Genomic DNA, 20,803 nt, shown 5'->3' on the forward strand with positions numbered 1-20,803 from the left:
AAACCAAACCATGTTGCAGGTCAATGCACTCAACCAGTTCTACGGCGGCAGCCACATCCTGCGCAATGTCACCTTCGAGGTGCCGCAAGGCAAGCTGACGACCTTGCTGGGCCGTAACGGCGTGGGCAAGAGCACCCTGCTCAAATGCCTGATGGGCGTGGTGCCCACCCGGAGCGGCAGCATCAGCTGGGCTGGGCACGCACTGGAAAAGAAGCCGCCGTACGAGCGCGTGGCATCCGGGCTCGCCTACGTGCCGCAGGGCCGCGAGATCTTCCCGCGCCTGACGGTGGAGGAGAACCTGCTGATCGGCGCCGCGAGCCTGAAGCGCCCGGCCGGCGTGCCCGACCGGATCTACCAGCTGTTCCCGGTGTTGCGCAGCATGCGCCAGCGCCGGGGCGGCGATCTCTCGGGCGGCCAGCAGCAGCAACTGGCAATCGGCCGCGCGTTGATGAGCGAGCCTGAACTGCTGATCCTGGACGAGCCGACCGAGGGCATCCAGCCTTCCATCATCCAGGACATCGGCCGCGCGCTGCGGCTGCTGGTGGACGAATTCGGCATGACGGTGCTGCTGGTGGAACAGTATTACGAATTCGCCCGGCATCTGGCGGATCACTACGTCGTGATGAGCCGCGGTGAGGTGGTGGCGAGAGGGGAGGGGGCAAGAATGGAAGAAGAGGGGGTGCGGGAGCTGATCGCGGTGTAAAGCGAGGTCGTGGGTCTGTCCGGCGAGAGAGGCGTGGCTGAACATAAAGCGCCGCCGGGGCAGAGGGCTGGCGCCGGCAGTAGCGAAGAGCATGCCAATCCGCCGGATGCCGCGCGCCGCCAATACCGCTTCCAGCCGCACCAACCCCGCGCTATGATGCCCGCATCGAGCGCGCCACGCATCACCGGCAGCGCCCGCCTTTCCATCGCCCATGCGTCATCCAGACTTCCCTTCGACCCTTGCCGTGCCGCCCGCATGGGAGGCCAGCCTGCGCCTGCGGTTTGCCGCGCGCGGCGAACGCAGTGTGCTGGCCGAACGCCGCCACCGGGGGCCCTTGCTGGTGCAAAAGCCGCTTTATCCCGAGGGCGCGGGGGGAGCGATCTGCCATGTGGTGATCCTGCATCCGCCCGCCGGCGTGGCCGGCGGCGACAGCCTGGAGATCGACGTGACGGTGGAGGCGGGCGCCCATGCGGTGCTGGCGACGCCCGGCGCCACCAAATGGTACAAATCCCTCGGGCGCGAGGCCGCGCAACGCGTCACGCTGACGCTGCAAGCCGGCGCGCGGGTGGACTGGCTGCCGCAGGAGAACATCGTATTCGACGACGCGCACGCGCGCCTTGCCATCACCGTGACGGTGGCGCCCGGCGCCAGCGCGATCGGCTGGGATGCCGTGGTGCTGGGCCGCCAGGCCAGCGGCGAAACGTGGGCGCGCGGATCGCTGGCCATGGAGACCACGGTGAATGGCGCTACGCGCCCGCTGTGGATCGAAAGCGCGCAACTGGACGCCGGCTCCGCGCTGCGGCATGCGGTGGCCGGGCTGGACGGGCTCAATGTCATGGGCACGCTGTGGGCGGTGGGCGAGGGCGCCACGCAGGAGCTGGCCGAAGCGCTTGCCGAACAACTGCCGTATGGGCCGGACCTGCGTGCCGGCGTGACGCGGTTTGAGCAGGACGGCCAGTCCATGCTGCTGCTGCGCGTGCTGGGTGCGCAGATGGAGGCGGTCAGGCATCTGATGGTGAGCGCATGGAGCGCATTGCGCGAGCCCATGCACGGCGTTGCCGCCAGGCCGCTGAGGCTGTGGGCGACGTAGGCGTTTGCCGGTCGCGCACCGGACATGCAGAACAAGAAACAACGGGAATACCAAGATGGAACTCACTCCGCGAGAGAAGGACAAGCTGTTGATCTTCACCGCCGCGCTGCTGGCCGAGCGCCGCCGCGCGCGCGGGCTCAAGCTCAACTATCCCGAGGCGGTGGCCCTGATCACGGCGGCCATCATGGAAGGCGCGCGCGATGGCCGCACCGTGGCCGAGCTGATGCACGAAGGCACCACGGTGCTCACGCGCGAGGATGTGATGGAAGGGGTGGCCGAGCTGATCCCCGAGATCCAGGTGGAAGCCACTTTCCCCGACGGCACCAAGCTGGTCACTGTGCATCACCCGATCGTCTGAGACGGGCGAGCGCTTTGCTTGCGCACGCCAGGCCTGCCGAACCACTGAACAAAAGCACGAGGTCAAGACATGAACAGTTCCAATCGCTCGCGCGCCGCCAGGGCCGCCATGGCGGGTGTCCCGCTGGCGCTTGCCAGCGCTGCGGCCTTCGCCCATCCCGGCCACGATGCCGCCACGGTCGGCGCCAGCCTGTGGGCGGGCCTGCTGCATCCCTTCACCGGCATGGACCACTTGCTCGCCATGGCGGGCGTGGGCGTGTGGAGCGCGCTGGGTGCGCGCTCGCCGCGCGACGCGCTGCACATGCCCTTTGTGTTCGTTGCACTGATGCTGGCCGGCGCGGTGCTCGGGCTGAGCGGCCTCGGACTGCCGCTGGTGGAGCCGATGATTGCCGCGTCGCTGCTGGTGATCGGCGTGCTGGTGGCGCTGCGTGCCAGGCTGCCGGCGTGGGCGGGCATGGCCATCGTCGGGGGCTTCGCCGTCTTTCATGGCTACGCGCACGGCGCCGAGCTGCCGGCCACGGCCGGCGCGTTGCGCGCGGTGGTGGCCTATGTAGGCGGCTTCGCTGTCGCGACCATGACACTGCACCTGGCCGGCATCGGCCTGGGCGGCGCGCTGCGCCGCCAGGCCGGTTGGCTGGCACGGCTGGCGGGCGCCGGCGTGGCGCTCTATGGCGTCGGCCTGATGGTCGCCTGATCTCGACAAGGAAACCAGCATGATCCCCGGTGAACTGATGCCCGCAGAGGGCGAGATCGAACTCAATGCCGGCCGCCCCACGGTGAGCGTGACGGTGGCCAACACCGGCGACCGTCCGGTCCAGGTCGGCTCGCATTTCCATTTCTACGAGACCAATCCCGCGCTGGATTTCGACCGCGAGGCCGCCCGCGGTTTCCGGCTGAATATCGCCGCCGGCACCGCGGTGCGCTTCGAGCCGGGCCAGCGCCGCACGGTGGAACTGGTGGCGCTGGCCGGCGCGCGCATCGTCTACGGCTTCAACGGCAAGATCATGGGAGCGCTGTGATGAGCGTGAAAATCTCCAGGCAGGCCTATGCCGAGATGTTCGGCCCCACCACCGGCGACCGCCTGCGGCTGGCCGACACCGGGCTCATCGTCGAGGTGGAGAAGGACTTCACCATCTACGGCGAGGAAGTGAAATTCGGCGGCGGCAAGGTGATCCGCGACGGTATGGGGCAGAGCCAGCGCATGGCGAAGGACTGCGTCGACACCGTCATCACCAATGCGCTGATCGTCGATCACTGGGGCATCGTCAAGGCCGACATCGGTCTCAAGGACGGCCGCATCGCGTCGATCGGCAAGGCCGGCAATCCGGATATCCAGCCCGGCGTGACCATCGTCGTCGGTCCCGGCACCGAAGTGATCGCGGGCGAGGGCATGATCGTCACCGCCGGCGGCATCGACAGCCACATCCACTTCATCTGCCCGCAGCAGATTGAGGAAGCGCTGATGAGCGGCGTCACCACCATGATCGGTGGCGGCACCGGACCCGCGACGGGTACGTTTGCCACCACCGTGACGCCTGGCCCCTGGTTCATGGAGCGCATGCTGCAGGCGGTCGAGGCTTATCCGATGAATATCGGTCTGCTCGGCAAGGGCAACGCCAGCCAGCCGGGGCCGCTGATTGAGCAGGTCGAGGCGGGCGCCATCGGGCTCAAGCTGCATGAAGACTGGGGCACCACGCCCGCGGCGATCGACACCTGCCTGGGCGTGGCGGATGCCACCGATACGCAGGTGGCGATTCATACCGATACGCTCAACGAGGCCGGTTTCGTCGAGGCTACCGTGGCTGCGTTCAAGGGCCGCACCATTCATACGTACCACACTGAAGGCGCGGGCGGCGGCCACGCGCCCGACATCATCAAGGTATGCGGCGAGCCCAACGTATTGCCGTCGTCGACCAACCCGACGCGGCCCTACACCATCAACACGCTCGACGAACACCTCGACATGCTAATGGTGTGCCATCACCTGGACCCGTCGATCGCCGAGGACATCGCCTTCGCGGAAAGCCGCATCCGCCGAGAGACCATTGCCGCCGAAGACATCCTGCATGATCTCGGCGCCTTCTCGATGATCTCCAGCGACTCGCAGGCCATGGGCCGGGTCGGCGAGGTCATCATCCGCACCTGGCAGACCGCGCACAAGATGGCCGCGCAGCGCGGCAAGCTGCCCGGCGATCCCGACGATGCGCGCGGCGGGCATGACAATTTCCGCGTCAAGCGCTACATCGCCAAGTACACCATCAACCCCGCGCTCACGCACGGCATCGCGCATGAAGTGGGCTCGATCGAGGTGGGGAAGTGGGCTGACCTCGTGCTGTGGAAGCCGGCCTTCTTCGGCGTCAAGCCGAGCCTGATTCTCAAGGGCGGGATGATCGCGGCGGCGGCCATGGGAGATCCCAACGCATCGATCCCGACGCCGCAGCCGGTGCACTACCGGCCGATGTTCGCCGCTGCCGGCCGGGCCCTGCACAAGTCTTCGCTGACCTTTGTCTCGCAGGCCGCGCTGGCTGCCGATGTGGGTGGCCGCTATGGACTGGAGAAGGTGCTTTCGGCGGTACGCGGTACGCGCACCGTCAGCAAGCGCGACATGGTGCACAATGACTGGCAGCCGAACGTCACGGTGGATCCCGAGACGTACCAGGTGGTGGCCGACGGCCAGTTGCTGATCTGCGAGCCGGCTACGGTACTGCCGATGGCGCAGCGCTATTTCCTCTTTTGAAGGGGCCCTTTGCAAAAGATCGACAAACACCTCAGCGCCCCGCACGGCATCGCCGCCGTGCTGGTGCGCCGCGCGCCCAAGCTGGTGCTGCCTTTCGCCGAGCGCAGCAAGAGCCGCCTGCGCGCCACCCTCGATAGCGGCGAGGAAGTCGCCCTGTTTCTGCCGCGTGGCACCGTGCTGCGCGGCGGCGATCTGCTGGTCACCGAGAGTGGTATCTTCGTCGAGGTGCTCGCCGCGCCGGAGTCCGTGCTGCAGGTGGGCGCCAGTGATCCGCAGGCGCTGATGCGCGCGGCCTATCACCTGGGCAACCGGCACACGCCGGTGGAAGTGGGGCGCGACTACCTGCGGCTGGAGTACGACCCGGTGCTGGCGGACATGCTGGCACGGCTTGGCGTGAAGGCCGAACGCGCCGAGCTGCCGTTCGAGCCGGAAGCGGGCGCCTACGGCGGCGGGCACAAGCACGGTCACGATGCCACCTTCGCCGAGGACTACGCCGCAGCGCAGGCGGTGTTTCATGAGCATCACGGGCATGAGCATGACCACGGGCATGCGCACAGCCATGAACATGGTCATAAGCACGACCACGATCTTGCGCCGCATGTCCATGACGAGCATTGCGGGCACAAGCACTGACCTTCAGTGCGCAGCCGTTCCATGACCCAACTCTCCCAACTCATCTCCCTGCTGCACCTGGCCTCCCCCGCGCTGCCGATCGGCGGCTTCAGCTATTCGCAAGGGCTGGAGCCGGCCATCGATTGCGGCATCGTGCGCGATGCCGGCAGCGCGGAGCAATGGGTGCGCAGCAACCTGCTGGATGTGCAGTCGCAGTGCGAAGCACCGGTGTGGCTGCTGCTCTATCGCCATTGGCGCACACTGGACGCGACGCGCATAGCCGAATGGAACAACTGGTTCCACGCCACGCGCGAGAGCGCGGAGCTGCGGCTGGAGACCGAGCAGATGGGCTGGTCGCTGGCCCGGCTGGTGGCGCAGATGGAGTGGGGCGATGCCGCGCTGCGCGCGCAGCTCGCGGTGCTGTCGCCGGTATGCCTGCCGACCGCCTTCGCCGCGGCTTGCGTGGCGCTGGACGTGGGCGAGCGCGACGGGCTGACGGCCTATTGCTTCAGCTGGGCTGAGAACCAGGTGTCCGCCGCGCTCAAGGCGGTGCCGCTGGGCCAGGTGGCGGGGCAGCACATCCTGCGCCGGCTGCACCCCGCGGTGCTCGCAACCGTCGACGAGGCGGTGCGCCGCGCCGATGCCGAGCCGCCAATGCTGTCTACTTTTTCCCCGATGCTGGGCCTGCTGTCCGCGCGGCACGAAACGCAATACTCCCGGCTGTTCCGTTCCTGAGCGGGCCACCGCAGGAACCAAACGATCAACAGGACAAGATTCCCATCATGAGCCAGGCCCGTACCAAGAAGAATCCCCCGCTGCGCGTCGGCGTGGGCGGCCCCGTCGGTTCCGGCAAGACCACCTTGCTGGAGATGCTTTGCAAGGCCATGCGCGAGCGCTATGACCTGGTCGCCATCACCAACGATATCTACACCAAGGAAGACCAGCGGCTGCTCACCATCTCCGGCGCCTTGCCGGCCGAGCGCATCATGGGCGTGGAAACGGGCGGCTGCCCGCATACCGCGATCCGGGAGGATGCCTCGATCAACCTGGAGGCGGTCGACCGCATGCTGGCGAAGTTTCCCGATGCCGACATCGTCTTCATCGAGTCCGGCGGCGACAACCTCGCCGCCACCTTCAGTCCGGAGTTGTCGGACCTGACCATCTACGTGATCGACGTGGCCGGCGGCGAGAAGATCCCGCGCAAGGGCGGCCCCGGCATTACCAAGTCGGACCTGCTGGTGATCAACAAGACCGACCTGGCCCCCTATGTGGGCGCCAACCTGGACATCATGGAAAGCGATGCCCGCAAGATGCGCGGCGCACGCCCGTTCGTGATGGGCAGCGTGAAGTCGGGGCAGGGGCTTGACCAGGTGATCGCCTTTATCGAGCGCCAGGGCATGCTGGGCGTTTAAGGCGCGGCCGCCGCAATCGCGTCTTCAACGACGGCGCGTACCGCACGTAAGCACGGCACGGCCCGGCTCCGCGTTTGCGTTGGCCACCGCTTGTGGCATACTGGCCGATCCATGAAGTCGATATCGCCCGCCCCTTCTTCGCATTGCCGCGACACCGCTACCGGTGGCGCCGCTGCATGCGCGGGCGCCGGGCTGCCCGCGTCCTGCCTGTCCTCCTCCTTCTCGTTCTCCATTATTCGAATTATCCGGGGTCGCTGAGCTGCGGCTTTGGCTGGTGCTCGGTGGCCCGTGGTCCCTCCCTTGCCGTGCACGGCCATGGGGCCTGCACGGGACCAACCGATTCGATGGAGAACACCCGATGTCCGATCTTTCCGACCTGCGCGCGCACGCCCGCTATCCCAGCCTGCCCGAAATCCAGGAAACCGCGCGCCGGCTCCAGGGCAAGGTGCTGGAGACGCCCGTGTGGCGCTGGCAGACCGGCGCCATGCAGCAGCTCGATCCCGCTACCGAGGTATGGCTAAAGCTGGAGCTGTTCCAGATCACCGGCACCTTCAAGGTACGCGGCGCACTCAACAGCATCGAGCGCATGGACGGCGCGGCGCGCGCGCGTGGCGTGGTGGCGGCCAGTGCCGGCAACCATGCCATGGCGGTAGCCTACGCGGCAAAGGTGGCGGGCGTAGGCGCCAAGCTGGCGATGCCGGCCAGCGCCAGTCCGGCGCGCATAGCCGCTTGCCGCGAGGCCGGGGCCGAGGTGCTGTTGTTGCCGGACGTGCACGCGGCCTTCGACCACGCGCTGCAACTGGTCGAGCAGGAGGGGCGCACCATGGTGCACCCGTACGACGGCCCGCTGATCGCGCAGGGAACGGCAACCGTGGGGCTGGAACTGATGCGCCAGGTCAGCGGGCTCGATGCGGTGGTGGTGCCGGTAGGCGGCGGCGGGCTGTGCGGCGGCATCGCCGCGGCGGTCAAGCAGATCAATCCGGCCTGCCGGGTCTATGGGGCCGAGCCGGATGGCGCCGATGCCATGAACCGCAGCTTCGAGGCCGGGCGGCCGCAGGCCCTGGAGCGGGTCATGACAATTGCCGACAGCCTGGGCGCGCCGTATGCGCTCGATTACAGCTACGGTGTGTGCCGCCAGTTTGTCGACGGCATGGTGCGGGTATCCGACGCGGCGATACGCGACGCGATGCGCATCCTCTACCGCGACATGAAGCTGGCCACGGAGCCCGCCACTGCGGTGTCCACGGCGGCGCTGCTGGGACCGCTGCGCGAAACGCTGGCGGGGAAGAAGGTCGCACTGATCGTGTGCGGGGCCAACCTCGACGCGGCACGCTTTGCCGAACTGCTGGCAGTGGATGCGCCGGCCGCCGCCGGCTGAGCCTGGCCGCCGTGCGCGGCCCGGGGCGCCGGGCCGCTAGGTCTGCTGCATGGCCCGGACGGCGATTGTGCGCGCCACCGATGCGATCACGTCCTGCTCGGAGTCGGTCATCAGGGCCATATGGCGCACGGTGACACGCTGCGCCGGCGTGATATTGAACTCGGCGCACGTCTGCTCCAGCACGAGGGCGCCGCTCTGGCCCTCACCGCTGCTGAAGTTGAGCATTTCACTGGCGCTTACGCCGAGCGTGCCTGCCAGCGCACAGATATTGATCAGGGAAACGTTGCGCATCCCGCGCTCGATACCGCTCAGGTAGGAGCGCGCCATTCCGCTTTCGAGAGCAAGCTTCTCCTGCGACCAGCCACGCTGTTTGCGCAACTCCGCAAGGTGCAGTCCAAACAGCTTGAGAGGATCACCGACCATGGCTCTATGCGTAATGGAGAACGGATCGAGGCTAAGTTATTGACCTCTTTGTGGCGACGCTTCATAGTAGGACGCACTATAGGTAACTAGGCGCGACACTTGGAGTGCCGGCATGGCCGATGGACTGGAACGCGCGGTTTTGCCCCTCGTTTGAAGAGGTTCCGGTTGTTTTTTATCGCGGTTGCCATTGGCGAAAGCGTTGGCGCCTGCTACAGGCGGCATGCGTCCGGAAATTCTGTGGATGATGCCCGCGAGTGGTCGGTGAAAGCTTTTCCGAGTGTTACGAACGCAGCCGGGCGCCTGTGCTAGCCGATACCGGGCGGCCAGGCAGCGGCAAAACCAGAAAACCAAGAAACCAGGCAACCAAAGCCTGGGGCATCAGGACATCGGGACACTCCAACCCCCGGGGAAGCGCGGCGCTGCATTTTCCACTACGCGGAGAAGGAAGTGCCATGCGTATTTTTTCGTTGTTCGATGCGCAGATGCGCGGCGAAATATTGGCGGGCGGAAGCGCTTCGCAGTTGCGCGTCGGTTTGCAGGTGAGGGTGGTGCCGGAGGCTGCCGGGCTGGGCAGCAGCGGCGACTACATCTTCCTGCTGGAAGGCGCGATGCAGTCAGGCATCGTCACCGCCCGTGCCGAGTGGTGGGCCTGCCTGTACGGCACCATCAAGCTGACGCCGGTGGGTGGCGCCCCCGTGCTGTTGTCCGCCGGCGGCGTGTACGCGCTGCGTCAGGCCGAGCGCCTGGATCTGGCGGTGCTGCAGGACACCGTACTGATCCGCGCCATCCTGGATCCCAATACCGTCGGGCTGGTGGGGGCGGGCATCACCAGCAGCTACGATGCGTTTGCCGCGGGCCAGGCGGAGCGCTGGCGCGCTACGCCGGGCGCCGACGCGATCGAGGTGCCCGGCGCGTCGGCGCACCCGGGGCGTTTCGCGCCAGGGCTGGCCGAAGGCCAGGCGCGCTCCGCGTCCTGCGTGCCGCGGGCCAACGCGGCCTTTGTCTCACTGGCCGAGGGCGACCCGGAATGGGCGGTGCGCCTGCGCGCGGGCGGGCTGAACTGGGCGGCCTGCCATGAGGGGACGCTGTGCCTGCAGTGGCATTCGCCCTGGCCGCATGCCGAGCGCCAGGTGGCCTACCTGCAGCCCGGCATGGTCTTCGCGCCGGATCCCGATGAAACGTACCGGATCGATGCGCTCCATCCCGTGGCGAGCCTGCTGTGCTGCCTGCAGGCGCCGGCGCATGTGGCGGGCGAGGCCGCAATGCGGTCCGTCCGCCTGCATTGACGCCCCGCGCCCGCGATCCCCGGGCCGCTTCCGGCGGATGCTCAGCGGCGCTGGTATTGCGTGGTGCCGAAGAGGACTTCCCGCGCCTTCTCATCGCGGATGGGTTTGCGCTCCATGGCCAGTACTTCCACCCCGCGCTTGACCGCCGGGCGCTCGGCGATCTCGTTGAACCAGCGCTTGAGGTGTGGGTAGTCGTCCATTTCCACGCCCTGGTTCTGCCAGCTGCGCAGCCAGGGGAAGGTGGCGATGTCGGCCACGGAGTACGCGTCGCCCGCCAGCCAGGCATGCCCCGACAATTGCTTGTCGATGACGCCATAGAGCCGGCGGGCCTCGTTGGTGTAGCGATTGATGGCGTATTCGATCTTCTCGGGCGCGTACATGCGGAAATGGTGCGCCTGGCCCAGCATCGGGCCCACGCCGCCCATCTGGAACATCAGCCATTGCAGCGCGTCGTACTTGCCGCGCACATCTTCGGGCAGGAACTTGCCGGTCTTGCCGGCCAGGTACAACAGGATGGCGCCGGACTCGAACAGCGAGATGGGCTGGCCGTCGGGGCCGTCGGGATCGACGATGGCCGGGATCTTGTTGTTCGGGCTGATCTTGAGGAAGTCGGCCCCGAACTGGTCGCCGGCGCCGATATTGACGGGGTGGACCTTGTACTCGAGGCCGCACTCCTCGAGCATGATGTGAACCTTGTGGCCGTTGGGCGTAGGCCAGCTGTAGACGTCGATCATCGGATGGGGCTCCTGGCTGCGAAGGGGTGACCGCCACATCAACCACTGACGTGGCAAGTGGCGAACCGCGCGATTTAAGCACAGAAGAAAAAAACGCGCAGACAGGCTGCGCGTTTTCCATGTTGCCGGCAGGGCCGGCAACGGTACGGGTTGCGGCTTAGAAACCGCGCGTGACCGGCATGTTGATCTCGTCCGAATTCACGCCCATGTGCTTGGCCAGTTCCAGCTTGGCGATGGCATTGCGGTGCACCTCGTCCGGGCCGTCGGCCAGGCGCAGGGTACGCTGGTGCGCCCACCACGTAGCCAGCGGGAAATCGTCCGAGACACCGGCGGCGCCGTGCACCTGGATGGCCCAGTCGATCACCTTCAGCGCCATGTTCGGCGCCACCACCTTGATCATGGCGATCTCGGCCTTGGCCACCTTGTTGCCCGCGGTGTCCATCATGTAGGCGGCCTTGAGCGTCAGCAGGCGAGCCATTTCGATCTCGCAGCGGGCTTCGGCGATGCGCTCGCGCGTCACGCCCTGGGCGGCCACCGGCTTGCCGAAGGCGACGCGCGACAGGGCGCGCTTGCACAACAGTTCCAGCGCGCGCTCGGCCACGCCGATGCTGCGCATGCAGTGGTGGATGCGGCCCGGGCCGAGGCGGCCCTGGGCGATCTCGAAGCCGCGGCCTTCGCCCAGCAGGATGTTGGCGGCCGGCACGCGCACGTCCTTCAGTTCGATTTCCATATGGCCGTGCGGCGCGTCGTCGTAGCCGAACACCGGCAGGAAGCGCTTGATGGTGATGCCCGGCGTGTCGGCCGGCACCACGATCATCGATTGCTGCTCATGGCGGCCCGCTTCCGGATCGGTCTTGCCCATCACGATATAGACCTGGCAGCGGGGATCGCCTGCGCCCGACGACCACCACTTGGTGCCGTTGATCACGTAATCGTCGCCGTCGCGGCGGATGCTGCAGCAGATATTGGTCGCGTCCGACGAGGCCACGGCCGGCTCGGTCATCAGGAAGGCCGAGCGGATCTCGCCGCGCAGCAGCGGCTCCAGCCACTTGTCCTTGAGTGCTTCCGAAGCGTAGCGCTCCAGCGTTTCCATGTTGCCGGTGTCGGGCGCGGCGCAGTTGAAGACTTCGGCCGACCAGGGCACCCGGCCCATGATTTCGCACAGCGGCGCGTATTCGAGATTGGACAGGCCTTCCGGGGCGCGCTTGGAGTGGGGCAGGAACAGGTTCCACAGGCCGGCTTCGCGGGCCAGCGGCTTGAGTTCCTCGATCACCTTGGTCGGCACCCAGGCGTTGCCGGCCTGGCGATTGGCCTGGATCTCCGCGTAGAAGCGCTTTTCGTTCGGATAGATGTGCTTGTCGAAGAAGGCCAGCAGGCGGGCCTGCATTTCCTTGACCTTGGGCGTGTACTCGAATTGCATGTTGTCTCCTCCACCTCAGAATGAGGCCGGTTTCCGGTGGGGCCGCAGCGGGTTGCTGCGCGCCGTTTCCGGCACCGGCGGACGCGGTTCGCGCCGACTGAAGAGGACTGTACCGTAATCCATGTAATTAGAAAAATGAATTTTCTGGATTTGCCAGTATCAATGCGGTGCATTCCGTGCCAGAATGCCTGCCATGCAGCTATCCCGGATCGACCTGAATCTCTTCGTGGTGTTCGACGCTATCTATAGCGAAGGCAGCATCACGGCCGCCGCGCGCCAGCTTAACCTGACCCAGCCCGCGGTCAGCCATGCGCTGGGGCGCTTGCGCAACCTGTTTGACGATCCGCTGTTCGAGCGGCGCGGGCAGGGCATGGCGCCCACGCCGCTGGCGCGCTCGCTGGCCGCCGAGGTGCGCACCGCGCTGCAATCGTTCGCGCGCACCCTGCAAGATACGCCGCATTTCGATCCGGCGGCCACCGTGCGGCGGTTCACCATCGGCATGCGCGATGCATTGGAGTCGACCCTGCTGCCGCCCCTGATGGCGCGGGTGACCGCCGTCGCACCGCAGGTGGAAATCGCGGCGATCCGCTTCGACCGGCGCGAGATGGAGTCCGAACTGCTGGCCGGCACGCTCGACGCCGCCATCGATATCCTGCTGCCGGTGTCGCCCGCGATCCACCACGCGCCCTTCATGGCCGACCCGATGGTGGTGCTGGCCCGCCGCGATCATCCGCTGGTGAAGAAGGAACTGACGTTGGACCGCTACCTGGCCGCCGAGCACGTGCATGTTTCTTCGCGCCGGCGCGGTGCCGGCCTGGAGGACCAGGCGCTGCACCGCATGGGATTGACGCGCCGGGTGCGGCTGCGCTGCCAGCACTACGCCGCGGCTTGCCGCGTGGTGAGCTGCACCGACCTGCTGGCCACGCTGCCGCTGCGCTACGCGCGCATCGCCAACGAACCCTATGCCAACCGGCTGCTGTCGCTGCCCTTCAAGGTGCCCTCACTGGAGTTGCACCTTTACTGGCATGCGGGCGGCGAGAACGACGGGGCCAATCGCTGGCTGAGAGAACAGTTGATGGCCGTGATCACCTCGCTGGGCGGCGGCCTTGGCGAGGCGGCGCAGGCCTGACTCCCTTTGCTGAAGCTGGCGCGGCGTTGCCCCTCAAGGCGCGTTATCGGCCTGCCGCTCGATGCGCACGGTGGCCGGGGGCAGCGTGCTGTCAGCCTGTACTGCGTAAGGCAGCGGCGGGCGGCGTTCGGCCGGCACGGCCTGCCGTAGCCGTTCGACCCAGGCCCGGACCTCGGGGCTTGCGGGTGCCGCCGCTGTGATGCGCAGCGCAAGCGGCGCGCCGGCGGCGGATCCGGTGCCTGGCGCATCGGACATCAGGCGCTCCACTGCCAATTGAGGTTCTTCCCGCAGGCTCATCGTCCATGCCGCCAGTCTTTGTCCCCTGGCTGCAGGCGCGGGCGCGCGCGCCGTCTCGGCCTGCTGCGCCGGGCTGGCTCGCAGCGCAAAGCGCGGTGGCTCGATGGCGGGAGCCGGCGCCGGCGGCGGGATAGGCGCGACCGGGGCCGGAGGCGCGACGGAAGCCATTGGCGGCATTGGTGCCATCGATGCCATCGGTGCCGGCGCGCGAATCACTGGCGTGGCCGCAGGTGGCGCCCCGGCGGAAAGCGAGCCTCCCGCGGCGGGCTCGCTTTCCCTGGCGGCAGCCGGGCGGTGCTCCGCCAGCATGTCGGGCTCGAGCGGAGCGGCGCTGGCCTGCGCCTTGGCAGCGGGCGTGTGACTGGGCTGTGCGTTGGCCGTTGCGGCCGGACTGGCTGCTGGCGCCTGGGCTGCCGACGGCCCGGGTGCGGCTGCCGGTGGCGGCTGCGCCGGGGCTGGTGGCGTCTTGGCATCCGCCAGTGGCGATGCAGGCTGCCCGGCGGACTCGGCTTGCGGTGGTTCCGCTGCCGGCCTGCCCGCTCCCGCGTGCATTGCCGGCGCGGCGGCCGCACGCTGTGCGCGTTCCGTCGCGGGCGCTTTGGCCGGCAACGTGATTTCGCCGTCGCGCAGGTCAAGCTGGCGCAATACGATCTGCATCGACAAGACACCCACGCCGAGGGTGCCGGCGAGCATGCCCAGCGCGGGCCACCAGCGCCGCGCACGGCGCGCGCGCTCCGGCTTGGCCGCCGCCTGTTCGCCGGAAGCCTGTTCGCGCAGCCAGGCCTGTGCCGCCGCGCTAACCGGCGCGCCAAGCACGCTCTGCGGCGCGTCGCCACGCCGGACCTCGTCCAGTACGGCGCTGCGGCGCTCGGCCTGTGCTACTTGCAGCCGCGCGGCCTCCGCCATGACCGATGCCTCGAGTCCGGCGGGCGGTGCGAAGTCCGGTTCGTCATCGCCGGCGGGGTTTCCCGCTTGCTCGGCGTAGGCACGGACCTTGGCCGGCAAGGGGGCGGGCGGCGATGGCGCGGCTTCTTGCCCGGCCATCCGCCGGGCCGCTTGCTCGGCGCGCGCGGCGGCCAACACCGCGGCCTCCAGCGACGCCGGCGGCACAAAGGCGGGCACCTCGCGCAGCAGTGCCGCGAGCCGGTCTTCGCCGGCAATGAATCGTTCGTCCGCGCTCATGGCAGCCGCTCCTGCGACGCCGTGGCCGCCAGGCTATCGCGCAGCCGCGCGAAGGCATAGCGCAGCCGGCTCTTGATGGTCTCGAACTTCTCGCCCAGCGTCAGGGCGATTTCCTCGACGCTCATCTCGCTGAAAAAGCGCAGCACGATCACTTCGCGCTGCGCCGCCGGCAGCGCCAGCAACGCTTGCCGCACGCCTTGCAGGTTCTGCCGCAGTTGCGCCTCGGCCTCGGGGCTCAGGTCGTCGGACGGCAGGGCGAGGTGGCCCTCGTCGAGCGTGTCGCGCTGACGCTCGTAGGCGCCGCGCAACTGGTCCAGCCAGGTATTGCGCGCGATCTGGAACAGGAAGGTGCGCAGGGCCGCGCTGGGCTGGTAGTCGCCGCAGCGGGTCATCAGCTTGACCCAGGTCTTCTGCGTCACGTCCTCGGCCTCGCCGGCATTGCCCTGGCAGAGCCAGGCCACATAGTTGTACAGCGCCGCGTTGTGGCGGCGAAACAGCTCGGCCACCGGCTGCTCGATCAGGCCGTTGGCGACCAGCAGCATCAGGTCGGTGTCCGGCAGCGCGGACAGTCCGGAGGGTGGGGTGGGCGGCGGGGCGCCAAGCGTGGAGGCATGCATGCGCGGCAGTATATGACAGCCCCGCCCGCTGTCGTGCGGGCCGGGATGTCCGTGCCGGGCGGCGCGCGCGGGCAGCCCGGCCAATGGCGGCTTCAGCGTGGCTGCCCCCTGGCAGGCGCGTCGTCTTGCGCCAGCGGCGCGCGCGTCGACAAGGACTGGGCCAGGTCGATCAGCTTGATGAACTCGCCGCGATAGCCGAAGCGGTCGGTGCCGCGCGCGCCCAGCGCCAGGGCCCGCGCGTCGGCGTAGGTCCAGCCGGCGACATGGTTGCCGCCGCGCAGCACCTGGCCAAAGCCCGCTACCGCCGTGGCAAAGCGGAAGGCATCGTCGGCCTGCGCCAGCGGCCGCACCGAAGCTGCCTGCACGGGCAGGTCCATCAACTCGCTGGCCTGGGCCTGCGGCAGCTTGTAGCGCAGCTTGATGTGGGCCAGCTCGCCGGCGGCGCCTTTGCCCGGCCTGGCGGTGGGGCTGGCCGGCTGGTAGCGCAGCGGGTCAAGCAGGCCGGGCTGGTCCGTCAGGGTGAGCTCATAGAGCGCGGTCACGGTGTGCCCGGCGCCGATGTCGCCCGCATCGACCTTGTCGTTGTTGAAATCCTCGCGCTTGAGCGCACGGTTCTCGTAGCCGAGCAGGCGGTATTCCCTGACCGTGGCGGGGTTGAATTCGACCTGGATCTTGACGTCGCGCGCCACCGTGGCGAGCGTGGAACTGAACTCTTCCACCAGCACCTTCTGGCCTTCCATCAGGTTGTCGATATAGGAGTAGGCGCCGTCGCCCGCATCGGCGAGCTGCTCCATCAGCTGGTCGTTGTAGTTGCCGGTGCCAAAGCCCAGCGTGGACAGCGAGACGCCCGACTTGCGCTTCTCGGCGACCAGCGACTTGAGCTGGCGGAAGTCGGTAATGCCCACGTTGAAATCGCCGTCGGTGGCGAGCAGTACGCGATTGATGCCACCCGCGATAAAGCTCTGCTGCGCGGCCTGGTAGGCCAGCGCGATGCCGCTCGCGCCGGCCGTCGAGCCGCCCGCGACCAGTGAGTCGATCGCCGCCGCGATGACGGCCTTGTCGCTGCCGGGCGTGGGCGGCAGGACGACGCGCGTGCCGCTGGCGTAAGTGACCAGGGTGATGCGGTCCTGCGGGCGCAGGACATTCGTCAGCAGCTTGAGCGAGGATTTCAGCAGTGGCAGCTTGTCGGCTGAGTACATCGAGCCTGACACATCGACCAGGAAGACCAGGTTGGCCGCCGGCAGGCTGTCGCGGGCCGCGTCGGCTGCCTTGATGCCGATGCGCAGCAGCACATTGTGCGCGTGCCACGGTGCGGGTGCGGCGTCGGCGTGCACGGCGAAAGGACGGCCATCGCGCGGTTGCGCGTAGTCGTAGGGGAAATAGTTGACCATCTCCTCCACCCGCACCGCATCGGCCGGCGGCAAGCGGCCGGCGTTGAGCAGCCGGCGCACATTGCTGTAGCTGCCGGTGTCGACATCGATGCTGAAGGTGGAGACGGGCGCCTGCGCGACCAGCTGCACGCCGTTCTCGTCGATGGCGCCATAGCGCTCGCGATCCGGCTCGGCCTGGGGCTGCGGGTAGGGCGTGGGGCGGGCCATCAGGGTCAGGGGCGCCGGCGGCTGGGCGCGCATGGCGCGCGCATCGGCGACGGCTCCGGCGGCCGTCTCCCTGGCGTGCGTGGCGGCGTCGCCGGCCTTGCTCGCGGGCACGGGCTGGGCGGGCATGGATGGCGGCGGCGCGAGCGGTTGGTTTGCGGCCGGTTCGGCGTTGCCGCCTCGCGTTGGCGACGTCGGGGCGGTCGCCGGATGGCCGCCGCATGCGGCCAGTACAAAGGCAGTAGCCAGGACTCCCAGGCGCTTGAGCATTTCTTTTTCTCCTGAAGGGCCGCGCCGGCGATGCCGGCGGCAGGGCGCTGTCAGTGAAACGAAGCAGCCCGGCTGGCGGGGTTAAGTCGGGTGGAAAAAATTCAAAAGGGGACGGCGAGTGCAGGTCGCGCCGCTCGGGACAGGCCAGTCCACATTTGCCTGGCGCGGTCCATCGGTGCTGTCCCTGACGTGTGCATCAAGCGTGCCGCCGCGGGCCCCGAGGGCCATACAATGAGTATTTTTTTTCCCCCCCAGGAGGATTGCATGGCACCCCAGGCATATTCATCGACGCTATGGCGCGGCCCGCTCGCCGCTGCCGCCGCGCTTGCGCTGCTAGGCGCCTGCTCGACTCAGACCAGCGCGCCTCCCGTGGCCACGGCTCCCGCCGCCACGGCGATGCCGCCCGCACCGGAAGTGTCGTCCGGCTACCGGCAGGGCATGACCACCACCTATGCCGACAAGCATATGGCCGCGGCCGCCAATCCCCTGGCTACCGAAGCCGGCCGCAAGATACTGCGCGCGGGCGGTACCGCGATCGATGCCGCGATCGCCATGCAGGCTGTGCTGACGCTGGTGGAGCCGCAGGCCACCGGCATCGGCGGCGGCGCTTTCATCATGTACTGGGACGGCAAGCGCGTGCAGGCCTATGACGGCCGCGAGACCGCGCCCGCCGGCGCCGACGAGAAGCTCTTCCTGCGCCCCGATGGCAAGCCCATGAGCTTCAGCGAAGGGCAGATCGGCGGCCGCTCGGTGGGTACGCCCGGCGTGTTGCGCGCGCTGGAAATGGCGCATCGCCAGCACGGCAAGCTGCCTTGGGCCAAGCTGTTCGAGCCGGCTATCGCGCTGGCGGAGCAGGGCTTCCCGATTTCGCAGCGCCTCTATACGCAGATCGCGGCAGACAAATTCCTGCCGAACTCGCCCGAGATGGCGGCCTACTTCCTGGCGCCCGACGGCAAGGCCAAGCCAGTCGGCACCCTATTGAAGAACCCGGCGTTGGCCAAGACCCTGCGCGACATCGCCCGCCGAGGGCCGAATGCGCTCTATTCCGGCCCCATCGCCAGCGAAATCGTCAAGCAGGTCAACGGCAGTGCCAACGCCGGTTCGCTGTCTCTGGCGGACCTGAGGGATTACGGCGCCAAGGAGCGCGCACCCATCTGCAGCGACTACAGGCGCTGGAAGATCTGCGGCATGCCGCCGCCGTCGTCGGGCGGCATCGCGATCGCGCAGATGCTCGGGACCTTGCAGGCGCTGGAGGCGAAAGACCCGAAATACGCGCTTGCCGCGATGAAGCCTATACAGGTGGCCACGCCTGCCGGCGTCGAGCCGGGTATCGAAGCCGTGCACGTTGTTTCCGAAGTCGGACGTCTGGCCTATGCCGACCGCGGCCTCTATGTGGCGGACTCGGATTTCGTGCCAGTCAACGTTGCGGGGCTGCTAAATCGTGACTACCTGGTGCAACGCGCGAGCCTGATCGGCGAGAAGAGCATGGGCAAGGCGGAGGCTGGCACGCCGCCCGGAAACACGCTGGCGCTGGCACCGGACCGTTCGCCGCCGCGCGTGTCCACCTCGCAGATCGTTGCCGTTGACAATACCGGCGGCGCGATTTCCATGACCACCACCGTGGAGAGCTATTTCGGTTCGCACCTGATGGTGCGCGGCTTCATTCTCAATAACCAGCTCACCGACTTCTCCTTCGTGCCGAGCGAGAACGGCAAGCCGGTCGCCAACCGGGTGCAGGCCGGCAAGCGCCCGCGCTCGTCGATGGCGCCGACGCTGGTGTTCGACCGCGAGACCGGCAAGCTGGTCGCCACGGTGGGCTCGCCGGGCGGTTCGCAGATCATCGAGTACGTATCCAAGACGCTGGTGGGCCTGCTGGACTGGAACATGGACGTGCAGGGGGCCATCAACATGCCCAACTTTGGCAGCCGCAACGGGCCGACGGAACTGGAAGCCGGACTGGTCAGCCCGGCCCTGGTGCAAGGCCTGAAAGACCGTGGGCATGAAGTGGCGCAGATCGAGATGACCAGCGGCACGCAGGCCATCATGCGTCGCCAGCGCCCCGACGGCACGTGGGCCTGGGCCGGCGGCGCCGACCCGCGCCGCGAAGGGGTTGCGCTGGGCGACTAGACGTTTCGCCGGGTCGGCATGGAGCGTGCTCTGCGGGCGCTCCCGCAAAAAATGGCCGACTTCCGAGTCGGCCATTTTTTGTCCGGCGCGCGGCTGGCTCAATCGAGCCGCACGTCAGCCTGTTTCACCACCGCCGCCCAGCGCGCACGCTCGCCGACGAAGAACTTGTTCGTTTCCGGCGGCGTCATGGTCACCACTTCGGCGCCCTGGCCGGCCAGTTGCGCGCGCACTTCGGGCAGGCGGATGATGCGGATCAGTTCGCTGCTGATGCGCGCCACCAGGGCGTCGGGCATGCCGGCCGGCGCCATCACGCCTTGCCAGGTGCCTGATTCGAAGCCGGGCACGCCTTGCTCGGCGATGGTCGGCACTTGTCCCATCAGCGGCATGCGCGTCTTCTTGGATATCGCGATCACCTTCAGCTTGCCCGCCTGGACCTGCGGCAACGTTGCCAGCATGCCGTTCATCAGCACCTGGGCGGTGCCGGCCACGGTGTCGGCGACGGCCTGGGAGCCCCCCTTATAGGGCACGTATTGCCACTTGGCGCCGGTCGACTGCGCCACCGCCACGCCAGCCAGGTGCGGCGCGCTGCCGATGGCCGTCACCGCGAAGTTGAGCTGGGTGCGCTTGGAGAGGTCCACCAGTTCCTTCAGGTTGCCGACCTGCACCGAGGGATGGACTACCAGCAAATGCGGCGAGTAAGCCAGCATGGCGACGCCCTTCAGGTCCTTGCCCGGATCGAATGTGAGCTTGGTGTAGACGGATGGACTGATGGCCAGCGCGCCGATATCGCAGAGCAGCAGGGTGTGGTTGTCGGTGCCGGCCTGCGCGACCATCGCGGCGCCGATATTGCCGTTGGCGCCGGGACGGTTGTCGACCACGACAGCCTGGCCGAGCGCTTCGCCCAACTGGCGGCTGATCAGGCGGGCGATGATGTCGGAGGAACCGCCGGCGGAATAGGGGACTACCAGCTTGATCGGACGGGTGGGCCATTCGGTGGCGGCCTGCGCGGCGCGGGGGGCGATCAGGGCGCCGGCTGCGCTGAGGCTGCCCAGGGTAGCAGTCGCGCCAAGCGTGGAGAGTTGGGATAGAAAGGTGCGGCGGGTCGTCGGCATCTTGGTGTCTCCGGATCTGTATTGTGTTGTATGTTGTCGTATGTGTTGGATGATAGCTCGAAGTCTTGGGTGGGTCCAGGGCATTCTTTTGGAAGGGTTTTTGTGGGTTGACGCTAAAGGCCTTAAGCGCAACTTCACTACCAGGACCGATCTTCCTGGCTGCCGAGATACGGATTACGCTGACTGGTTTGCTCCCTTCTCCCGCGGCGGGAGGAGGGCCGGGGGGCGAGGGCGGGCGTTCGCAATGCGGCTTGCCATCCGTTCGCCGGCACCCATTGCAATCCCACGGGTTAAATCGAGAATGACCTCAGCACATCATCTG

20 protein-coding genes are annotated in these 20,803 nt (G+C 67.8%); 13 read left to right on the forward strand and 7 right to left on the reverse strand.

Annotation, left to right across the window (positions count from 1 at the left end; all coding sequences use genetic code 11):
* Positions 1–10 precede the first annotated feature (10 nt).
* From urtE to ACZY0R_RS21450, 10 genes are all read left to right on the forward strand, one after another.
* Complete coding sequence (gene urtE, locus ACZY0R_RS21405; RefSeq protein WP_035868638.1) at positions 11–703, forward strand: urea ABC transporter ATP-binding subunit UrtE; 693 nt, start codon at positions 11–13, stop codon at positions 701–703.
* Between the two features lie 211 nt (positions 704–914).
* Positions 915–1,793, forward strand: a complete 879-nt coding sequence (locus ACZY0R_RS21410) for an urease accessory protein UreD (protein ID WP_488861026.1) — start codon at positions 915–917, stop codon at positions 1,791–1,793.
* 55 nt (positions 1,794–1,848) lie between these two features.
* Positions 1,849–2,151: an urease subunit gamma gene (locus ACZY0R_RS21415; protein WP_035868631.1), complete on the forward strand. Its 303-nt coding sequence runs from the start codon at positions 1,849–1,851 to the stop codon at positions 2,149–2,151.
* A gap of 69 nt (positions 2,152–2,220) precedes the next feature.
* Positions 2,221–2,844 (forward strand): HupE/UreJ family protein, encoded by a 624-nt coding sequence (locus ACZY0R_RS21420; protein WP_488861028.1) that lies wholly within the window; start codon positions 2,221–2,223, stop codon positions 2,842–2,844.
* Between the two features lie 19 nt (positions 2,845–2,863).
* On the forward strand, positions 2,864–3,169 hold the full coding sequence (locus tag ACZY0R_RS21425; protein WP_045238129.1) for an urease subunit beta: 306 nt from the start codon (positions 2,864–2,866) through the stop codon (positions 3,167–3,169).
* Positions 3,169–4,887: an urease subunit alpha gene (ureC, locus tag ACZY0R_RS21430; RefSeq protein WP_488861030.1), complete on the forward strand. Its 1,719-nt coding sequence runs from the start codon at positions 3,169–3,171 to the stop codon at positions 4,885–4,887. Before ACZY0R_RS21425 ends, ureC begins: the two co-directional genes overlap by 1 nt.
* 9 nt (positions 4,888–4,896) lie before the next feature.
* Complete coding sequence (ureE, locus tag ACZY0R_RS21435; RefSeq protein WP_488861032.1) at positions 4,897–5,520, forward strand: urease accessory protein UreE; 624 nt, start codon at positions 4,897–4,899, stop codon at positions 5,518–5,520.
* Positions 5,521–5,541: 21 nt separating this feature from the next.
* Positions 5,542–6,234, forward strand: coding sequence for an urease accessory protein UreF (locus tag ACZY0R_RS21440; protein ID WP_488861034.1), 693 nt, complete (start codon positions 5,542–5,544; stop codon positions 6,232–6,234).
* A 47-nt stretch (positions 6,235–6,281) separates the two neighbouring features.
* Positions 6,282–6,911: an urease accessory protein UreG gene (ureG, locus tag ACZY0R_RS21445; RefSeq protein ID WP_488861036.1), complete on the forward strand. Its 630-nt coding sequence runs from the start codon at positions 6,282–6,284 to the stop codon at positions 6,909–6,911.
* A 358-nt stretch (positions 6,912–7,269) separates the two neighbouring features.
* Positions 7,270–8,289, forward strand: a complete 1,020-nt coding sequence (locus tag ACZY0R_RS21450) for a pyridoxal-phosphate dependent enzyme (RefSeq protein ID WP_488861038.1) — start codon at positions 7,270–7,272, stop codon at positions 8,287–8,289.
* A gap of 36 nt (positions 8,290–8,325) precedes the next feature.
* On the opposite strand, the gene ACZY0R_RS21455 is transcribed toward ACZY0R_RS21450, so the two are convergent.
* Positions 8,326–8,712 (reverse strand): helix-turn-helix domain-containing protein, encoded by a 387-nt coding sequence (locus tag ACZY0R_RS21455; protein WP_488861040.1) that lies wholly within the window; start codon positions 8,710–8,712, stop codon positions 8,326–8,328.
* 452 nt (positions 8,713–9,164) lie between these two features.
* Here ACZY0R_RS21455 and ACZY0R_RS21460 point away from each other — a divergent pair, with 452 nt between their 5' ends.
* Complete coding sequence (locus ACZY0R_RS21460; RefSeq protein WP_488861042.1) at positions 9,165–9,998, forward strand: hypothetical protein; 834 nt, start codon at positions 9,165–9,167, stop codon at positions 9,996–9,998.
* 41 nt (positions 9,999–10,039) lie between these two features.
* Here the strand turns inward: ACZY0R_RS21460 and ACZY0R_RS21465 are convergent, their stop codons facing one another.
* Together ACZY0R_RS21465 and ACZY0R_RS21470 are read right to left on the reverse strand one after the other, a co-directional pair.
* Positions 10,040–10,732: a glutathione binding-like protein gene (locus ACZY0R_RS21465; protein ID WP_488861044.1), complete on the reverse strand. Its 693-nt coding sequence runs from the start codon at positions 10,730–10,732 to the stop codon at positions 10,040–10,042.
* A gap of 157 nt (positions 10,733–10,889) precedes the next feature.
* A complete protein-coding gene (locus ACZY0R_RS21470) occupies positions 10,890–12,152 on the reverse strand; it encodes an acyl-CoA dehydrogenase family protein (RefSeq protein WP_488861046.1) in 1,263 nt (420 codons plus the stop codon).
* Between the two features lie 193 nt (positions 12,153–12,345).
* On the opposite strand from ACZY0R_RS21470, the gene ACZY0R_RS21475 reads away from it, so the two are divergent.
* Positions 12,346–13,281: a LysR family transcriptional regulator gene (locus ACZY0R_RS21475; protein WP_035868799.1), complete on the forward strand. Its 936-nt coding sequence runs from the start codon at positions 12,346–12,348 to the stop codon at positions 13,279–13,281.
* 33 nt (positions 13,282–13,314) lie between these two features.
* Here the strand turns inward: ACZY0R_RS21475 and ACZY0R_RS21480 are convergent, their stop codons facing one another.
* From ACZY0R_RS21480 to ACZY0R_RS21490, 3 genes are all read right to left on the reverse strand, one after another.
* Positions 13,315–14,760 (reverse strand): hypothetical protein, encoded by a 1,446-nt coding sequence (locus tag ACZY0R_RS21480; RefSeq protein ID WP_488861048.1) that lies wholly within the window; start codon positions 14,758–14,760, stop codon positions 13,315–13,317.
* On the reverse strand, positions 14,757–15,377 hold the full coding sequence (locus ACZY0R_RS21485) for an RNA polymerase sigma factor (protein ID WP_488861050.1): 621 nt from the start codon (positions 15,375–15,377) through the stop codon (positions 14,757–14,759). The genes ACZY0R_RS21480 and ACZY0R_RS21485 overlap by 4 nt, the downstream gene beginning before the upstream one ends.
* A 92-nt stretch (positions 15,378–15,469) precedes the next feature.
* Positions 15,470–17,242 carry a vWA domain-containing protein gene (locus tag ACZY0R_RS21490; RefSeq protein ID WP_488861052.1) on the reverse strand — a complete coding sequence of 591 codons (1,773 nt, stop codon included), beginning with the start codon at positions 17,240–17,242 and terminating at the stop codon, positions 15,470–15,472.
* A gap of 264 nt (positions 17,243–17,506) precedes the next feature.
* Here ACZY0R_RS21490 and ggt point away from each other — a divergent pair, with 264 nt between their 5' ends.
* Positions 17,507–19,369, forward strand: a complete 1,863-nt coding sequence (gene ggt / locus ACZY0R_RS21495; RefSeq protein ID WP_488861054.1) for a gamma-glutamyltransferase — start codon at positions 17,507–17,509, stop codon at positions 19,367–19,369.
* Between the two features lie 98 nt (positions 19,370–19,467).
* Here ggt and ACZY0R_RS21500 read toward each other — a convergent pair whose 3' ends face one another.
* Positions 19,468–20,481 carry a Bug family tripartite tricarboxylate transporter substrate binding protein gene (locus ACZY0R_RS21500; protein WP_488861056.1) on the reverse strand — a complete coding sequence of 338 codons (1,014 nt, stop codon included), beginning with the start codon at positions 20,479–20,481 and terminating at the stop codon, positions 19,468–19,470.
* Positions 20,482–20,803 lie beyond the last annotated feature (322 nt).

The organism is Cupriavidus sp. F041, from assembly GCF_057814235.1.